At 56.9% G+C, this 14834-nt stretch carries 11 protein-coding genes; 8 read left to right on the plus strand and 3 right to left on the minus strand.

What is annotated here, in order from left to right:
- Positions 1-72 precede the first annotated feature (72 nt).
- Entirely contained in the window at positions 73-1212 is a 1140-nt protein-coding gene (locus tag ACVWYZ_RS06990; RefSeq protein ID WP_457466624.1) for an ABC transporter ATP-binding protein, read from the plus strand.
- Complete coding sequence (locus tag ACVWYZ_RS06995) at positions 1206-2156, plus strand: ABC transporter permease (RefSeq protein ID WP_414342559.1); 951 nt, start codon at positions 1206-1208, stop codon at positions 2154-2156. The genes ACVWYZ_RS06990 and ACVWYZ_RS06995 overlap by 7 nt, the downstream gene beginning before the upstream one ends.
- Here the strand turns inward: ACVWYZ_RS06995 and ACVWYZ_RS07000 are convergent.
- Positions 2139-3158 carry an aromatic ring-hydroxylating dioxygenase subunit alpha gene (locus ACVWYZ_RS07000; RefSeq protein ID WP_414374929.1) on the minus strand — a complete coding sequence of 340 codons (1020 nt, stop codon included), beginning with the start codon at positions 3156-3158 and terminating at the stop codon, positions 2139-2141. The two genes, ACVWYZ_RS06995 and ACVWYZ_RS07000, sit on opposite strands and share 18 nt — an antisense overlap.
- 203 nt (positions 3159-3361) lie before the next feature.
- On the opposite strand from ACVWYZ_RS07000, the gene crtH reads away from it, so the two are divergent.
- The 3 genes from crtH (at position 3362) to ACVWYZ_RS07015 (ending at position 8104) form a co-directional block, all read left to right on the plus strand.
- Positions 3362-4918, plus strand: a complete 1557-nt coding sequence (gene crtH / locus ACVWYZ_RS07005) for a carotenoid isomerase (protein ID WP_457466615.1) — start codon at positions 3362-3364, stop codon at positions 4916-4918.
- A 263-nt stretch (positions 4919-5181) separates the two neighbouring features.
- Positions 5182-7149, plus strand: a complete 1968-nt coding sequence (locus ACVWYZ_RS07010; protein WP_457466616.1) for an O-linked N-acetylglucosamine transferase, SPINDLY family protein — start codon at positions 5182-5184, stop codon at positions 7147-7149.
- 466 nt (positions 7150-7615) lie between these two features.
- Positions 7616-8104, plus strand: a complete 489-nt coding sequence (locus ACVWYZ_RS07015) for a hypothetical protein (RefSeq protein ID WP_457466617.1) — start codon at positions 7616-7618, stop codon at positions 8102-8104.
- Here ACVWYZ_RS07015 and ACVWYZ_RS07020 read toward each other — a convergent pair.
- Complete coding sequence (locus tag ACVWYZ_RS07020) at positions 8101-10290, minus strand: serine/threonine protein kinase (protein ID WP_457466618.1); 2190 nt, start codon at positions 10288-10290, stop codon at positions 8101-8103. The two genes, ACVWYZ_RS07015 and ACVWYZ_RS07020, sit on opposite strands and share 4 nt — an antisense overlap.
- 368 nt (positions 10291-10658) lie before the next feature.
- On the opposite strand from ACVWYZ_RS07020, the gene ACVWYZ_RS07025 reads away from it, so the two are divergent.
- From ACVWYZ_RS07025 to ACVWYZ_RS07035, 3 genes are all read left to right on the plus strand, one after another.
- Positions 10659-11627 (plus strand): NAD(+) kinase, encoded by a 969-nt coding sequence (locus ACVWYZ_RS07025; RefSeq protein WP_457466625.1) that lies wholly within the window; start codon positions 10659-10661, stop codon positions 11625-11627.
- 45 nt (positions 11628-11672) lie between these two features.
- Complete coding sequence (locus ACVWYZ_RS07030) at positions 11673-12311, plus strand: histidine phosphatase family protein (RefSeq protein WP_457466619.1); 639 nt, start codon at positions 11673-11675, stop codon at positions 12309-12311.
- A 64-nt stretch (positions 12312-12375) separates the two neighbouring features.
- Entirely contained in the window at positions 12376-13335 is a 960-nt protein-coding gene (locus ACVWYZ_RS07035; protein WP_457404047.1) for a patatin-like phospholipase family protein, read from the plus strand.
- Between the two features lie 103 nt (positions 13336-13438).
- Here the strand turns inward: ACVWYZ_RS07035 and ACVWYZ_RS07040 are convergent, their stop codons facing one another.
- Positions 13439-14479 carry a DUF58 domain-containing protein gene (locus ACVWYZ_RS07040; RefSeq protein WP_457466620.1) on the minus strand — a complete coding sequence of 347 codons (1041 nt, stop codon included), beginning with the start codon at positions 14477-14479 and terminating at the stop codon, positions 13439-13441.
- Positions 14480-14834 lie beyond the last annotated feature (355 nt).

Raw genomic sequence — 14834 nt, forward strand, 5'->3', positions numbered from 1 at the left:
GTGCCCCTGGTGTGGAGAATAACTGCAATTTTCTCGGAGACTTGCATACTGGGTTAGATGGTTTTATCAGCGCTGTCAACTGTGATCGCGAGTGTCATCTCCAGTACTTCCACCGTCCGGGATCCCGACTGGGATGTGGAAGTAACCGGCCTCCACAAGCGTTTTGGCGATTTTGTGGCCCTCAATGGCATTGAGCTGAACATTCGGCGGGGGGAGTTTTTCGGCCTGCTGGGCCCTTCCGGCTGCGGCAAGACCACCCTGCTGCGCATCCTGGCCGGCCTGGAGATGGCCGATGCTGGGGAAGTGGTGATTCGAGGTCGCCCGGTAGGCCACCTGCCCGCCCACAAGCGCAACGTCAACACGGTGTTTCAGAGCTATGCCCTTTTCCCTTTTATGACGGTGGAGGACAACATCGCCTTCGGCCTGCGCATGCGGGGTGTGCGGGGAGAAGCTCTGCGCAAGCGGGTAGCGGCTGCTATGGAATTGGTGGAGATTGCAGCTCTGGCCAAGCGGAAGCCCCATGAGCTGTCGGGGGGACAGCAGCAGCGGGTGGCCTTGGCTCGGGCTTTGGTGAACGAGCCGGAAGTGCTCTTGTTGGATGAGCCGCTGTCGGCGTTGGATGCCAAGTTGCGCAAGCAGCTTCAGGTGCAGTTGTGCGAGTTGCAGCGCCGCCTGGGCATGACCTTTATTTTCGTTACCCACGACCAAGAAGAGGCTTTGGTGACCAGCGACCGGGTGGCGGTGATGCGGGCGGGGCGCATTGAGCAAGTGGGCCCTATCGATGAGGTGTATGAGCGCCCGGCGACGGCCTTCGTAGCCGATTTTTTAGGGGCCAGCAACCTGATCGAGGGGATCGCCTGTGGGACGGACTGTGTGGATACGCCCTTGGGAAAGCTGAAGGTCTTGGGGATCCCGGCCAGCTCGGAACCGGTGCAATTGGCTATTCGCCCGGAAAAGATCCAGCTCTCTCGCAGCGGCTGGGATCTGCTGCCCAACCAGGTGCCGGTGCGGGTGGAAAACCTCATCTACACTGGGGCTGAGAACCAATACCTGTTGCGGACAAACCAAGGTCAGCAGCTCAAGGCCACGGCCCTCAACACCGATATTGAGGATGCAGGGTTTGAGATCGGCGCAGCGCTGGTGGCCCACCTACCCCCGAAAAGCCTAATCCGTTTGCGACCGGATCCCCGTCAGGAGGAGACTGGATGTTGAAGCTGCCATCTCCTGTGGGCAAGTGGATCCCTGGCCAAGCCCAGGTGCGATTTGGGGAGCTGCTCACCCCTTGGCAGGAGTTGGGGCGCAGCCTAATTTTTGCTGGGCCAGGGGTGCTGTGGGTGATGTTTTTTCTGGTGCTGCCGGGGCTGTTGCTGTTGGTGTGCAGCTTTCTCAGCCGCGGGGAGTTTGGCCAGATTCAACTGCCCCTGACCCTGGAGAACTATCTGCGCATTCTCGGCTTTGGCCCCTTGGGATGGACGCCCATCTACTGGCAGATCTTGGGCCGCAGCCTGCTGGTGGCGGGGGTGACCACCTTTTTTTGCGTGCTGCTGGCCTACCCATTGGCTTTCTTCATTGCCGCCCACCCACCCCGACAACGGGATCTGTTGCTCACCTTGGTGGTGGTGCCCTTTTGGACGAACCTGGTGATCCGCACATATGCCTGGATGGTGGTGCTGGCCCCGGAAGGGTGGCCGGCTCGCTTGGCGGCCTGGCTGGGCTGGATCCCACCGCAAACGGCTCTGTATCCCAGTTGGCTGGCGGTTTATCTGGGCATGGTCTACACGTTTTTGCCCTACATGGTCTTGCCCCTGTACACGGCGGTGGAGCGCATCGATTGGCGGCTGGCGGAAGCGGCACGGGATCTCTATGCCAAGGGTTGGCAGGTCTTTTGGTGGGTGCTTCTGCCCCAGACCTTGCCTGGACTGGCGGCGGGCCTCATTCTGGTGGGGATCCCGGCTTTCGGCATGTTCGTAGTGCCGGATCTGTTGGGGGGCAGCAAAACGCTGTTGATCGGGAATGTGATTCAGTTGCAGTTTGGCTCCAGCCTGGACTATCCTTTCGGGGCGGCCCTCAGCTTTTTGGTTACCGGCCTCACCCTGGGGTTGATCTACGCCTACAGCCGCTACGCCGGCACCCGCAGCCTAGAAAATCTGGTTTGAGGAGCTGCTGTGGGCTTTAAGCAGAGCCGCCAATTGCTTGCGCATCAGGATCCCGGGCTTATCGGTGAGCATGTGCTGTTCGGCGCTGAGGGTGAGGGGCACGTCGGGATCCGTGGTCTCCAAAATGGCTTTGTCTTCCAGGGTCACGGCCCGGTCAAAGCGGATAACCTCGGCGGCTGGGGTATCGGCCTCGGTGTCGTTGCGCAAACAAAACTGCACCACCTGGGAGGCTCGGTCGTTGATGGGGGTGGGGATGTTGACGATGACATGGCTGCGGCCATTGGGGTAGCGGATGTGAAGGTGGTTGGTGAAGGGCAAATGCCAGGTTGAAGTGGTGGTGCGCTCGGTTTTGGCGGCAGCAATGCCCAGGTTTTTTTGTTGCAGCTCTGGGTTGGCTACACCGAGCACTGTGCGGGTGCGGATCCCGTAGTCCAGCTCCTCGACCTCGAAGTGGCTGGGTACCAAGTCTTCCATACTGCCAAAGGTGTTCTGGTGTACAAAGCTGATGTGGGCGGCATCGAACTCGTTCTCGCAGATGCGCAAGCTGGCACATTCCCAGCGTTCGTAGAACTCGTGGATGAGCCGGTAACTGGGATCCTCGGCTTCTGGGATGACCGGGATCCCCCGTAGAGGCTGGGGATGCAAGCACACCCAAGCATAGCCATAGCGGGCCTGGCAGAGATAGGCGGGAATGCGGTAGCTCTCCGGGATGCGGGCCTGATCCGGCAGTTGCGGCACCTTGACACAGGCTCCCGTGCCATCAAACTCCCAGCCATGGTAGGGGCAGCGGATATGGTCATCACAGACGATTCCCTTGGACAATTGCGCCGACCGATGACAGCAGCGATCTGCGGCTGCCTGGGGCTGTCCGGCTTTGTCCAGCCAAAGGACGATCCTCTCTCCCAGCAGCTCGAAAGGTTGCGGGGATCCCTGCTCCAATCGGCTGAGGGGCATCACCGGGTACCAAAAGCGCCGAAAGACAGGATGCTGGGTCACCAACATGGCAAAACCATCTGTGTCGTGTGGCCGGATTCTGTATAGCAAATTCGTGAATTCGGTTCCGTAGCCCGCGCCACAATCTCTATTTGGGGATCTTGCAGATCTGGGCAAACTCATTCCCAGGGGAGCTCAACTCATGGGGAAACCCTAGAACCTCTGGTACGGTAAAGATACTGATCTTGCGTTTGAGTTTCCAGAAGGATCCCTTGACCTCAACTTTGCCTTCTCAGACCTTCTTGCAGGCTCTGCACACCCCTTCCCCTGCTTGGGATGCCATCGTCATCGGTGCTGGGATCGGGGGATTGGTCGCGGCCAGCCAGTTGGCTGCCAAAGGATACCGTGTGCTGGTGCTGGAAAAATACCTCATTCCAGGGGGCAGCGCCGGCTATTTTGAGCGTCCGGATCCCTTAGGCAACGGGATCTACCGCTTTGACGTGGGCGCTTCCATGATCTTTGGATTGGGCACCCAAGGCACCACTAACTTGCTGACACGGGCTTTGGCAGCGGTGGGCCAGTCCATAGACTCTATCCCCGATCCGGTGCAGATTGCCTACCACCTGCCCAAGGGGCTGAATCCCCGAGTACACCGGGATTACGGGCAGTTTTTGCAGGAGCTATCCGGCTACTTTCCCCAGGAAGCCGCCGGCATTCGCCGGTTCTACGATAGCCTGTGGCCCATCTTCAACAGCCTCAACGCCATGGAGCTGCTCTCGTTGGAGGAGTGGGGCTATCTATTTCGTTCTTTTGTGAGCAATCCCCTCGGCTGCCTGACCTTGGCGCGCTATTTGCCGGTGAATGTGGGCCAGGTGGCGCGGCGCTGTCTGCGGGATCCGGATTTGCTGCGCTTTGTGGACATGGAGTGCTACTGCTGGTCGGTGGTGCCGGCGGATCGCACGCCCCTGATCAACGCCGGGATGGTGTTTTGTGACCGACACTACGGCGGTATTAACTATCCCAAAGGGGGGGTGGGGCAGATCGCCCAAAAGTTGGCCCAGGGGCTAGAGGCCCATGGCGGGCAGATCCGCTACAAAGCACCCGTGCGGCGGATCCTGGAAGAAAGAGGTCGGGCGGTGGGCGTAGAACTGGCCAGCGGGGAAAAGCTCTTTGCCCGCACAATCATCTCCAATGCCACCCGCTGGGACACCTTTGAGCGTCTATGGCCGGGATCCCTACCCACGGCAGAGCGGCAGTGGCAAAAACGCTACCAACAATCCCCCAGCTTCTTGAGCTTGCACCTGGGGGTGCGGGCCGAGGCCCTGTCCGGCGAACGCTATTGTCACCACATTCTCCTGGAAGACTGGGATCAGATGGAGGTTGAGCAGGGCACCCTTTTCGTCTCCGTCCCCACCCTGTTGGATCCCGACCTGGCTCCCCCGGGCCGCCACATTGTTCATGCCTTTACCCCCAGTTGGATATCCACCTGGCAAGGGTTAAGCCCAAGCCAGTACCAGACCCAGAAACAGCAAGCCGCCGACCGGCTTATCCGCCGCCTGGAGGCCCTTTGGCCCCAACTGGGATCCCACATTGAGCTCAGAGAGATAGGCACCCCCCGCACCCACCGCCGCTTCTTGAGCCGCAGCAACGGCACCTATGGGCCCATTCCCAGCCGGGATCCCTGGGGCTTGCTGGGCATGCCTTTCAATCGCACCGCCATCCCCAACCTATACTGCGTGGGGGATAGCACATTCCCCGGCCAAGGGCTCAATGCCGTTGCCTTCTCCGGCTTTGCCTGCGCCCACCGGGTGGCAGCGGATTTGAGTTAGGTTGCCCTTCTCCTCGCTTACCGGTTTGGAAAAGCGAGTTACAAGTCCTCGAAATGCCGACATAGACATCCAAACATCAACAACTCAGAAGCAACACAACGGGGGCATTCCCAATAGCAGTGAAACTGTTGTTCCGTTGATCCCCAACTCCCCTCTTCCTCTGGGAAAAGGGCTAATGGTGGAGCTTGGGGGATGTTTGTATCCACTTGAAATGACTATACTGGGCAGAGAAATCTGGGGAATTTCTAGCCACTTTGTAGCGGATGTCGGACTTGACACCTACAGACAAACTTCTGGCCGGGATCCGAGCTCAGCAGGCAGGAGATCTGCGGCAAGCAGAGGCCATTTACTCCGAAATCTTGGCGGATTTTCCTGAGCATGCAGATGCCCTTCACCTGTTGGGAACGGTAGCTCAAGCCAGAGGAGACTCGGAATTGGCAGCGGCTCTCATTGCAGAAGCCATTGAGCAACATCCCGAAGTGGCTCTGTATCACCACAATTTGGGTGTCGTCTATGAGTCTTTGGGTCAACTGGAGGAAGCGCTATCCTGTTATCAGCAAAGCCTGAAACTGAATCCACACGCTGCTGGATCTGCCTTTCAAGCTGGAAAAATCTTAGTTAACCTGCGACGTAGCGAAGAAGCCATTGCCCTACTCAATCCTCTACTGGAAAACTCGGATGAACAGACAGGGATCCCTTTGGCGCAGGTGCATCTGAATCTGGCCATCGCCTGTCGAGATCAAGGAGAACACGCTGTTGCGTTGGATCACCTGGAGAAAGCAATGGCTTTGGATCCCCAGTTAGAACAGGCTCGTTGGTTTTATCATCTGTATCTGCCAGCAGTCTATCGGAGCGAGGAAGAACTCAACTCCTTTCGTGCTCGCTTTATCGAGCATCTGGATTGTCTTATTGAGGAAACTCCCCTAGAAACGGAGGAGCAACGTCGCAGAGCGCTGTGGGCGTCAGGACTGGGAACCAATCACTACCTACAGTACCAAGGCTACAACGACCTGGATTTGCAGAAAAAATATGCCCAGTTTGTTCAACGCATAGTCAACGCCTGTTATCCCGATTGGAGATATCTTCCTTGCCAATCCCAACCAGGGGATCCCCTCCGAGTTGGGTTTGCCTCAGCTTCCATGCGAGCTTGCTCTTACAGCCGCTTATCTCTGGGTTGGGTTAAGTACCTAAATGCTAATTGGATTGATGGACAGGCTAACTCTAAGCAGAAGTTTCAAGTTTTCGCTTATCACTTGGATCCCAGAACCGATTTCATGACAGACCGGTATCGTCAATATGCCGATGTGTTTAGGCACATTCCCAGCAGCCTCGAGGATGCAGCCCAACAAATCCTACAGGATCAGTTGGATATTTTGGTGTATTTGGAGATCGGCCTTTCGCCTCTCATTCTGCAACTGGCTTCCCTGCGACTGGCACCGATACAGTGCTCCACTTGGGCTCATCCTGTAACTTCTGGGCTTTCTACGATTGACTATTTCCTTTCCAGCGATTTAATGGAGCCGGAGAATGCTCAGGAACACTACAGTGAAACCTTGATCCGGCTACCTCATTTGGGCACTTGCTTCGAAAAGCCGGTTTTGCCTCAGCAAAAGCGCTATCGTGAGGATTTCGGCCTGCGTGAAGATGCAGTGGTTTACCTAGCTTGTCAATACTTGGGTAAATATCTGCCCCAATATGACTATCTTTTTGCCGCTATTGCTCAGCGAGTGCCCAACGCTCAATTTGTTTTTTTGGCTCTACCCAATGCTGCTATTGCCCGACAATTTCGGGAACGGCTCACCCGGGCTTTTTCTTTGTATGGCCTCAATGTAGAAGACCACTGCCTGATCCTGCCCGGATTGGATTATCAAGACTACTTGGATCTCAACCGCTGTGCCGATCTTATGTTAGATTCCTATGGCTGGTCAGGTGGGATCACCACCCTAGAAGCCGTTGCGATTGGGTTACCTGTAATCACTTGCCCTGGAAAGCTGATGCGGGGGCGGCATACCTATGCCATTCTCAAAAGAATGGAGCTGGACAGCTTAATTGCCTCGGATCTTAAAAGCTACGAGGATTTGGCCGTAAAACTGGGATCCGATTCTGAGTTTCGCTACCACATGGCTGAGGAGGTTCGGCAGCGATGCCACCTACTCTTCGAAGATCGAGAATGTGTGGCAGCCCTGGCCCATTTCTTCCTCACCAAGAAGCCCGACGCTGGTCGTGATTAGCCCACCGCGAAAAAGGGTTTTGCTCTGGATCCCTTCCTGAGGACAAGATGGGCTCAATGGTTCCACTACACTCTGGAAGCTCCTTTCTCGATGCCAGCAGTGAAACAGCTCCCCCAGGCCGGTGCAAGCCTAAACGTGGGAAAATCCTGTCAGTGATCTGCATTTTGCTGAGAATTGCTCAGAGTATCGTAATCTAGAGGAACATTGACATCCGGTGTCCGGAGGAGTGCTTATGCCAGGGCCAGCATCGAATGCTTCTAGAACTCCGCAGGGATCCCTGCAGAGGGTTTTCTTGGGCCTTTTGGCCTCGGCTGCGGTTTTGGCAGGCTGTGGAGGAAGTGGAGGGAGTACAATACCGCCTCTGGTGAACGTCTGCGAACAAGCCTTCAGTCCAGGCCTTTTTGCATCGATTGGTCTGCGCCGACAGGGGGATAGGCGCAGTGGAACCTTGGGGCCAAATAGCGACTTGGAGATCTACTTCGATGAGAGGGACAATGTCATAAATGCCCGGGAAGTTCCACCTCCCCCTGGCACGTTTACCTTTTATGTCGATGGATTCCTTTACTTTCCTTCTGCAGCCAATGTTACAGGAGTTACTATCCGCCTAACTAGTCCAGTCTTCGACCCTGTGCTGGTCATCTTTGGTCTTGATGTCAACAGGGAGACTGATCCGGAATTCTTCTTCATCAACGATGACGCAAAGCCTGGTGATTTCACCACCTCCGAGCTGACGATCCCAGTACGGCTAGACCGCTGTTACTTAGTGCTGGTGGAAAGCTACTGGGCCCAGAATGCCCGCAGCGTTGCTCCGGGTAGCCCAGGCCGAGGTCCCTATACCCTCGAGGTGGTGAGGGAAACCTCTGCCGCGCCTCCTCCTCCCCCTCCCATCCAGCAGAAGCCTGACGACAGGGAAAACGGCGGTGGCGGAGACCGAGGGGGGGGTGTCGGCCTCTAGCTCTGGCGGGTGAGCTTGATGGCAAAGTCAGCGCTGCCACAGGTGGCTCTGCCGCGAATCACGCGCCCGTCAGGGCTGACCGTGCCACTCCAAGCAACGGTTGGGGTACCGCTACCCCCTATCCTGCCGCTAACAGAAAGTTGGCTGCCGATAAGCTGGCCGCTGCGCTCAGAAAAGCTGGGGGAGGAAACGCTGATCTGGTTGCCCTCCTGACGAATGGAGACGGTTTCCTGGACGCCAGCCGCAACATTGACCTTGCACAGGGATCCCTGCCAGATAAAAGATCCTCCCTCGTAAAGCCACTCGCCGCTGAGGGCCAGCTCTGCCGCAGGTGTTGGCGTTGCTGGGGCAGGTGTGGCAGTGGGAGTGGGGGATGGAGTCGGGGTGGGGGTAGGAGTACGAGGGACAAGCGGGGTGAATCGAGGGATAGGGGTAAGCGTCGGTGTCGGAGTGGGTGTTGGTGCTGGAGTCGGGGTGGGTGTCGGTCTCGGAGTGGGTGTTGGTGCTGGAGTCGGGGTGGGTGTCGGCGCTGGAGTGGGAGTGGGTGTCGGTGTCGGAGTCGGGGTGGGTGTCGGCGTTGGAGTGGGAGTGGGTGCCGGTGTCGGAGTCGGGGTGGGTGTCGGCGTTGGAGTGGGAGCAGGTTCGAGTGTAGGCGTTGGGGTTACTTCAGCGGTAGGGATCGGATCCGGTTCTTCCCGGCTATCGCGGATCGTTGGGCGTGGCCACAGCAAAAAGGCAGCCAGCAGAGCCATGACGCCTAGGGATCCCCTGGCCAAAACCCACTTCAGGTTGCTGTCGGAAGGTTGCAGAACCGTTTGGGGGGCAGCTTGCCGCAGAGGGCGAGTGCGGGGAGTATCGGTTCGTGCCGGCGTGGCAGGGCGAGCGACGGGGGGATCCTGAACGGTCGGGAGAGCGTTGCTGGCTGGGATCACTGTGGAGAGCGTTTTGGGAGTTTCATCCTCACTTTGGGGAGAGGGATCCGGTGTTTCCGGCGAAGCTTCTGCTGAGGAGGGTTCCCGCTCGGTGATGTAATAGGGGATCCCTGCACCTGGGGAGGGGGGAGAGACCGGCTCATCTTCGATGAGATCCAGATCCTCATCGCGGATATCTTCAAAGGCTCCAGAAGCCGATCCTGTATTGCGGGTGGCTTGGATCGGTGGCTTGGACTCAGAAGAGGGTGGAGCATCCCGTTGAGCCTTAGCGCTGCCGGTGGGCAGGATCACAGTGCTGGCTTGGCCACTAGAGAGTTGGGTGGTTGCCGTCAGGTCATAGGCTTGCAGCAGTCGTTCCCCCAGCTCCTGCATCGTTTGCGGTCGTTCGTCTGGGTTTTTTTTCAGGCAATCCATCACCACGGCTGCTAAAGGGGGTGGGATCGGCTGGGGGGCTGCCTTCGGGTTGATCTCGATTGGGCTTTCGTAGCAATGGGCGTGGATCCAGCTGTGCAGGGAGTCGGTTTCCAGCTGAAAGGGCATGGATCCCGTCAGCATCTCGTAGAGCACTACCCCAAAGGAGTAGATATCCGAGCGGGCATCCAAGGCTTTGCCCCGTATCTGTTCGGGAGAGGCGTAGCGAGCTGTGCCGATAAATCCTCCCCCTTTTTGGGTGCCCAGGCTGAGGGTGTGATCCGCCAGGGTTTTGGCCACGCCAAAGTCGAGGATTTTCAGTTGGGGGATAAGCTTGCCATTTTGAAAAACTTGCTCGATGAAGAGGTTGCTGGGTTTGATGTCGCGATGGATAACGCCTCGAATCTCGCGACCCTCTACCTTGGCCTGAAACGTGTGGGCAAAGTGCAGCCCCTCACAGGCCTGCAAGGCTAGTCGAACGGCTTGTCGAACCGGCAAAGCCCCTTTTTCTCGGATCAGCTTGCCCAGATCCTGCCCCTTGAGGTACTCCATCACCAGATAGGCTTGCTCCCCCTCTTGGCCGTGATCCAGAACTTTGACGATGCGAGGATGCTGCCCCAGAAGGGTGCTAACGCGGATCTCTTCGGCAAAGCGACGGCGCAAGTCTGTCTGGAAGTCGCCCCGGCTCAGCAGCATGGGGGCATATAAGATCTTGACAGCTACCTCTTGGCCGTTGTTGTGTAAGTCTAAGGCGCGGAAGACGGATCCCATACCACCGCTACCAATTTCTTGAATCAGCTGGTAGCGGTTGCCCAAAATGCGGTTGGTGAGATCTGCGGTCATGGGTTTGCAGCTTGGAGAAGAGGAATTGCAGGGGGAATGTCCATACCATAAACCGAATTGCTGAGGTCTGCATCAGCCTAGGTCGCGGCTGAACTCAGGGATCCGGATTGGGGCCATCTGTTGGAAATGGCGGGGTTTTCGGTTGATTCTTCAAGGTGACTTCTCAGATTTACTTAACTGTTACTTAAAAGTTGTAGAAGAAAGCTCTGGCGGGGGCAGTGACGCTCAAGGGAGAGCTGCGGTGATCGGTTTCACCGTCCAAGAGAACATTTTCTGGTTAACTTTGGGGGGGATAGTCTGGATTATCCTGAGCAATCCCCAGTCTGAAGAAGGGGACAATCGACAGGGATCCCTTGATGAGGTTGACCATGGACTTGGGCTTGGTGGTGATTGCCTACAAAGAGGGGGATCGGGAGAGCAAAGCCGCCTGCCAGAGGTGTGCGGAGCAGTTGCGCCGGCGCGGTGTTACGGTGTTGACAGCTCCCACTGGCTTGCACCACAACCCCTACCCAGTCTTTTTGGAGGCCACCTCGGATCCCATCGATCTGGCAGTGGTGCTGGGGGGAGATGGCTCGGTGTTGGCGGCGGCACGATACCTAGCTCCCCATGGGATCCCGATTTTGCCGATCAAAGCGGGGGGTAGGCTGGGGTTTTTGGCCCAGTCGGAGCGGGTGCTGCAACAGGATCCCTGGGATCGCATTCAGGCAGGAGATTTTTTCTTGCAAGCCCGCATGATGTTGCAAGCCCAGATTTGGGAACAGCCGCAGTTGGGGCAAGGGGATCCCTTGGCCGCCCGTGGAGAGGGAAAACCCCAGGGCCGCCCGGTTAGCGAAGTCTACTATGCCCTCAATGAGATCTGCCTGAAGCCAATCAACCGAGAACGGCTGCCTGCCGCGATCATGGAGATCGAGGTCAACGGAGAGATTTTGGATCAGTACCACGGGGATGGCGTGCTGGTGGCCACACCGACGGGATCCACCTCTTACACTCTGGCAGCCAATGGCCCCATCCTCGAGCCCACCCTCGACGCCATCATCATCACCCCTATTTGTCCCCTGAGTTTGTCTAGCCGTCCTATTGTCATCAGCGGCACAGCCAGGGTGGACATTTGGCCTCTTGCCGATCCCGAAGGGTTGACCCGCTTGTGGACAGATGGCGTGTTGGCTCAGTCGGTGAATCCCGGCCAGTGGGTTCACATTCAGCAAGCGCCTACACCGGCCAAGCTGATGATCCTGGAAAAAGAGCTCTCCTACTTTCGCACTCTGCGGGAAAAATTGCAGTGGGCGGGCAGCCGCATCTACATCCCCACCACCAACCACCGCCCCGAAGGGGGATAAGGAGAGCTAGAGTGGCGAAGTTCACCACCCATCCGCACATCTCCCATGAGCCTGAAACTTTACCTCCTCAGACACGGCGAAACCCCCTACAGCCGTTCCGGCAGCTTTTGCGGCGCTCTGGATCCCGACCTCACCCCCGAAGGCAAACAAATGGCAGAAGCCTTTGCCGCAGCCTATGCTGGGATCCCTTGGCAAGCTCTCTACGTCAGCCCGATGCGGCGTGCCTTGGCTACCTTGAGCCCCCTGGCCGAGAAAGTTGGCTTGGAGATGCAGATTCGAGAGGGCCTAAGAGAAATTCACTACGGCGAGTGGGAGGGCAAAACCCACGCTGAGGCGCAAGAAGCCTACCCAGAAGCCTATTGGCGCTGGATGACCGAGCCGGCCTGGAACGCCCCTCCGGGGGGCGAAACCGCCGTGCAAATTGCCAATCGGGCCATGCCGGTTGTGGCCGAGATCCAGGAAAAATGGACAGGCGGCCACGTCTTGATCGTCTCCCACAAGGCCACCATTCGGGTCATTCTCTGCAGCCTGCTGGGCATCGACCTGGGTCGCTACCGGGATCGCATTGAGGTTTTGGCCGCCTCGGTCAGCGTGGTCAAGTTTGACCGCTATGGCCCCCTTCTGGAAATCTTAGGGGAACGCAGCTATCTGCCTCCCGATCTGCGGGAAAGGGCAGGTACCTAATTGTTAGAGGGAGCAAGGTTTAGGATTCTTGAGGTCTTTTGGGTCTCTTTTTGAGGGAGCAATCATGGGCAAAAAACTGGGATTAGCACTGGGCAGCGGCGGAGCGAGGGGATGGGCTCATATTGGTGTGATTCGAGCTCTAGAGCGGGCTGGGATCTCCGTTGACTACATTGCTGGGACGAGCATTGGCGCTTTTGTGGGAGCCATTTATGCAGCGGGAGAACTGGATGAGCTGGAAGACTTTGTGCGAGATCTCAACTGGAAGATGATCCTGTCTTTGTTTGATGTGGTCTTTCCCACCTGTGGCCTGCTGGATGGCAACAAAATTTATGAGCTGCTGACAGAACATTTGCAAGAGCTGTGTATTGAAGAGGCCGGGATCCCCTTTTGCTGTGTGGCTACCGACTTGATCACAGGCCAGGAGGTGCTGTTGCGTTCGGGCAAAATGGCAGATGCCGTGCGGGCCAGCATCTCTATCCCAGGGATCTTTACACCCTTTTACTACGAAGGGCGCTATCTCGGAGATGGGGGCATTGTCAACCCGGTGCCAGTGCGGGTGGTGCGAGAGATGGGGGCCGATGTTGTTGTTGCGGTCAATCTCAACCATGTGGATCCCGCGGATGTGGAGTCGCAACTGGAAGAAACAGAGGTGGAAGAAACCCTTCAACGGCGACAGCGCTTGAATGCTGAAGGAGAAGTGATCGAAGAAGAAACCAACTTCATCACCCGCATTCGCAAACGCTATCAATCCCTACAACAAGGGATCCAAGAAAAAATTAGCCAATGGTTTCCAGATGAGCCCTCTGGTCCCAATATTTTCGACGTTATTGGCAAGACGTTGAACGTGATGGAGCAAATCGTTACCCGCAGTGTTTTAGCCGAACATCCGCCGGATTTGCTCTTACAACCCAAGCTGAGCCAGTATGGGATCTTCGATTTTCATCAAGCAGATCCGATTATTCAGGAGGGCTATCGACAAATGCGGCGGGCCATTCCAGAATTGCGACAAAAGTTGGAGCAGTGAACCACCACTTCTTCAGCAGTTTAACCTAAAGCTTTGCAAGGATCTGCGCCCAAGCTTTCCAAACAATCTCAGATGGATCCTGCTATCAAAATGGGCCTGAAGCTCACTCAATTGGGATAAATTGCAACAGCGATCCCGTGTGGATGAGATGGGCCGGGGCAGATTTTCCATCCTGGTCGGGATGGGCCAGCAGCACACAGCGATCTTGAGGGGTGAGGTCAAACTTGACAGAGGGATCAGGCTCTCTTTCCAGTGGAGGGCTGAGCTGGGGATCCCCGACAAAAGTAAGTCGTGCCAACACGGTCAGCAGGTGATTTTGATGGGCCAGGTCTGACCCAAAAGGAGTCCGCTCTTGTAACGTAACAAGTGCTACCGGGTAACCTTCTCGCATCAAGTAGAAGAGGATCCCGGCACAGCGCTCTACAGCTCGCTCCAACTTGTCTCGATGGATCTCGGGCCTCTCTTTCTGGGGCTGCCAGCGGTTTTCAAAACAGAGGGTGATGGCTTGGGATCGTGGACGCTCCAACTCCCGCACGATTAGTTGATCCCGTTTGGCCGAGATCTTCCAATGGACAGAGCGCACATCGTCCTGGGGGCGGTAGGGCCGTAAGCTCAGGTAGTCTCCCTCTCGACCAGGCTGGGGGTGCAATTGGTTGCCGCTGCTGAGCTGATCCCACAGCGCCAATCCTTGAACCGGGGCGAGCCGCGGAAACACGATCACCGTTTGGGGATCCCTAATCTCTACCGCCTTGCGGAAGAGTTCAAATGGAAAGCTGGTGGCAACTTCAAAACCTTGCAACTGCCAGACTCCCCGCCTTGAAAAAGTATGCTGATAAAAAGTGTCCACCTTGGCACCGGGATCCACCCGCAAAACATAGCTGGAAGGCCAATCTTCCCGCCTCAGCCCCTCAATGCGTTCGCTCACCTGCAACGAAAAGCTGGGCAAGCGCCGTTTGCGGTTGATGAGCGTAAGCCCCAGCAAGACAGGCTGACCGGCAAAAATGTGGCTGGGCAACTGCCGGCTCACCTCCAAATCTTTGAGGGTGATATCAGAGAGGGTACCGCTGATGAGGATGAGGCTGAGCAGCATCCCCAGCAACAAGTACAGGGGATTGTTGCCGGTGTTGAAAGCAGCAATACTCACCAACAGGGCGATCCCGATAAACCGCCCCCCGATACGGGTAAAGCGGAAGCGGCGCAGAAAGCGAACCTGGCGCCTTGATTCCTGCTCTGAGGAGAAGATCCCCAGGTTTCCCGTCTGTTGAAGTAGTGGAACTAGTTTTCGGCTTCGTTTCCACAACACCGCAGTCCCCTCATCACTCCTTCATCCCCAGCCCCTCTCCCAAAGAGAAAGAGGTCTGGAATCTACAAGCCGCTTCAGTGTAATTTGAAATCACCATAACCAGTGCTACGGGCAGGTTTTTTCTGAGAGGATTTCAGCAATGGCCGCAGCCACCCGCTCTTGTTGACAGGTGGTCAACTCAGGAAAACACGGCAAA

It is taken from the genome of Thermostichus sp. MS-CIW-37 (genome assembly GCF_054060065.1).

Excerpts from the sequence above, each read along its gene's own strand:
- ACVWYZ_RS06995 (WP_414342559.1), top strand. The coding sequence starts at position 1,206 with ATGTTGAAGCTGCCATCTCCTGTGGGCAAGTGGATCCCTGGCCAAGCC.
- ACVWYZ_RS07000 (WP_414374929.1), bottom strand. The coding sequence starts at position 3,158 with ATGTTGGTGACCCAGCATCCTGTCTTTCGGCGCTTTTGGTACCCGGTG.
- ACVWYZ_RS07010 (WP_457466616.1), top strand. The coding sequence starts at position 5,182 with ATGTCGGACTTGACACCTACAGACAAACTTCTGGCCGGGATCCGAGCT.
- ACVWYZ_RS07020 (WP_457466618.1), bottom strand. The coding sequence starts at position 10,290 with ATGACCGCAGATCTCACCAACCGCATTTTGGGCAACCGCTACCAGCTG.
- ACVWYZ_RS07025 (WP_457466625.1), top strand. The coding sequence starts at position 10,659 with ATGGACTTGGGCTTGGTGGTGATTGCCTACAAAGAGGGGGATCGGGAG.
- ACVWYZ_RS07030 (WP_457466619.1), top strand. The coding sequence starts at position 11,673 with ATGAGCCTGAAACTTTACCTCCTCAGACACGGCGAAACCCCCTACAGC.
- ACVWYZ_RS07035 (WP_457404047.1), top strand. The coding sequence starts at position 12,376 with ATGGGCAAAAAACTGGGATTAGCACTGGGCAGCGGCGGAGCGAGGGGA.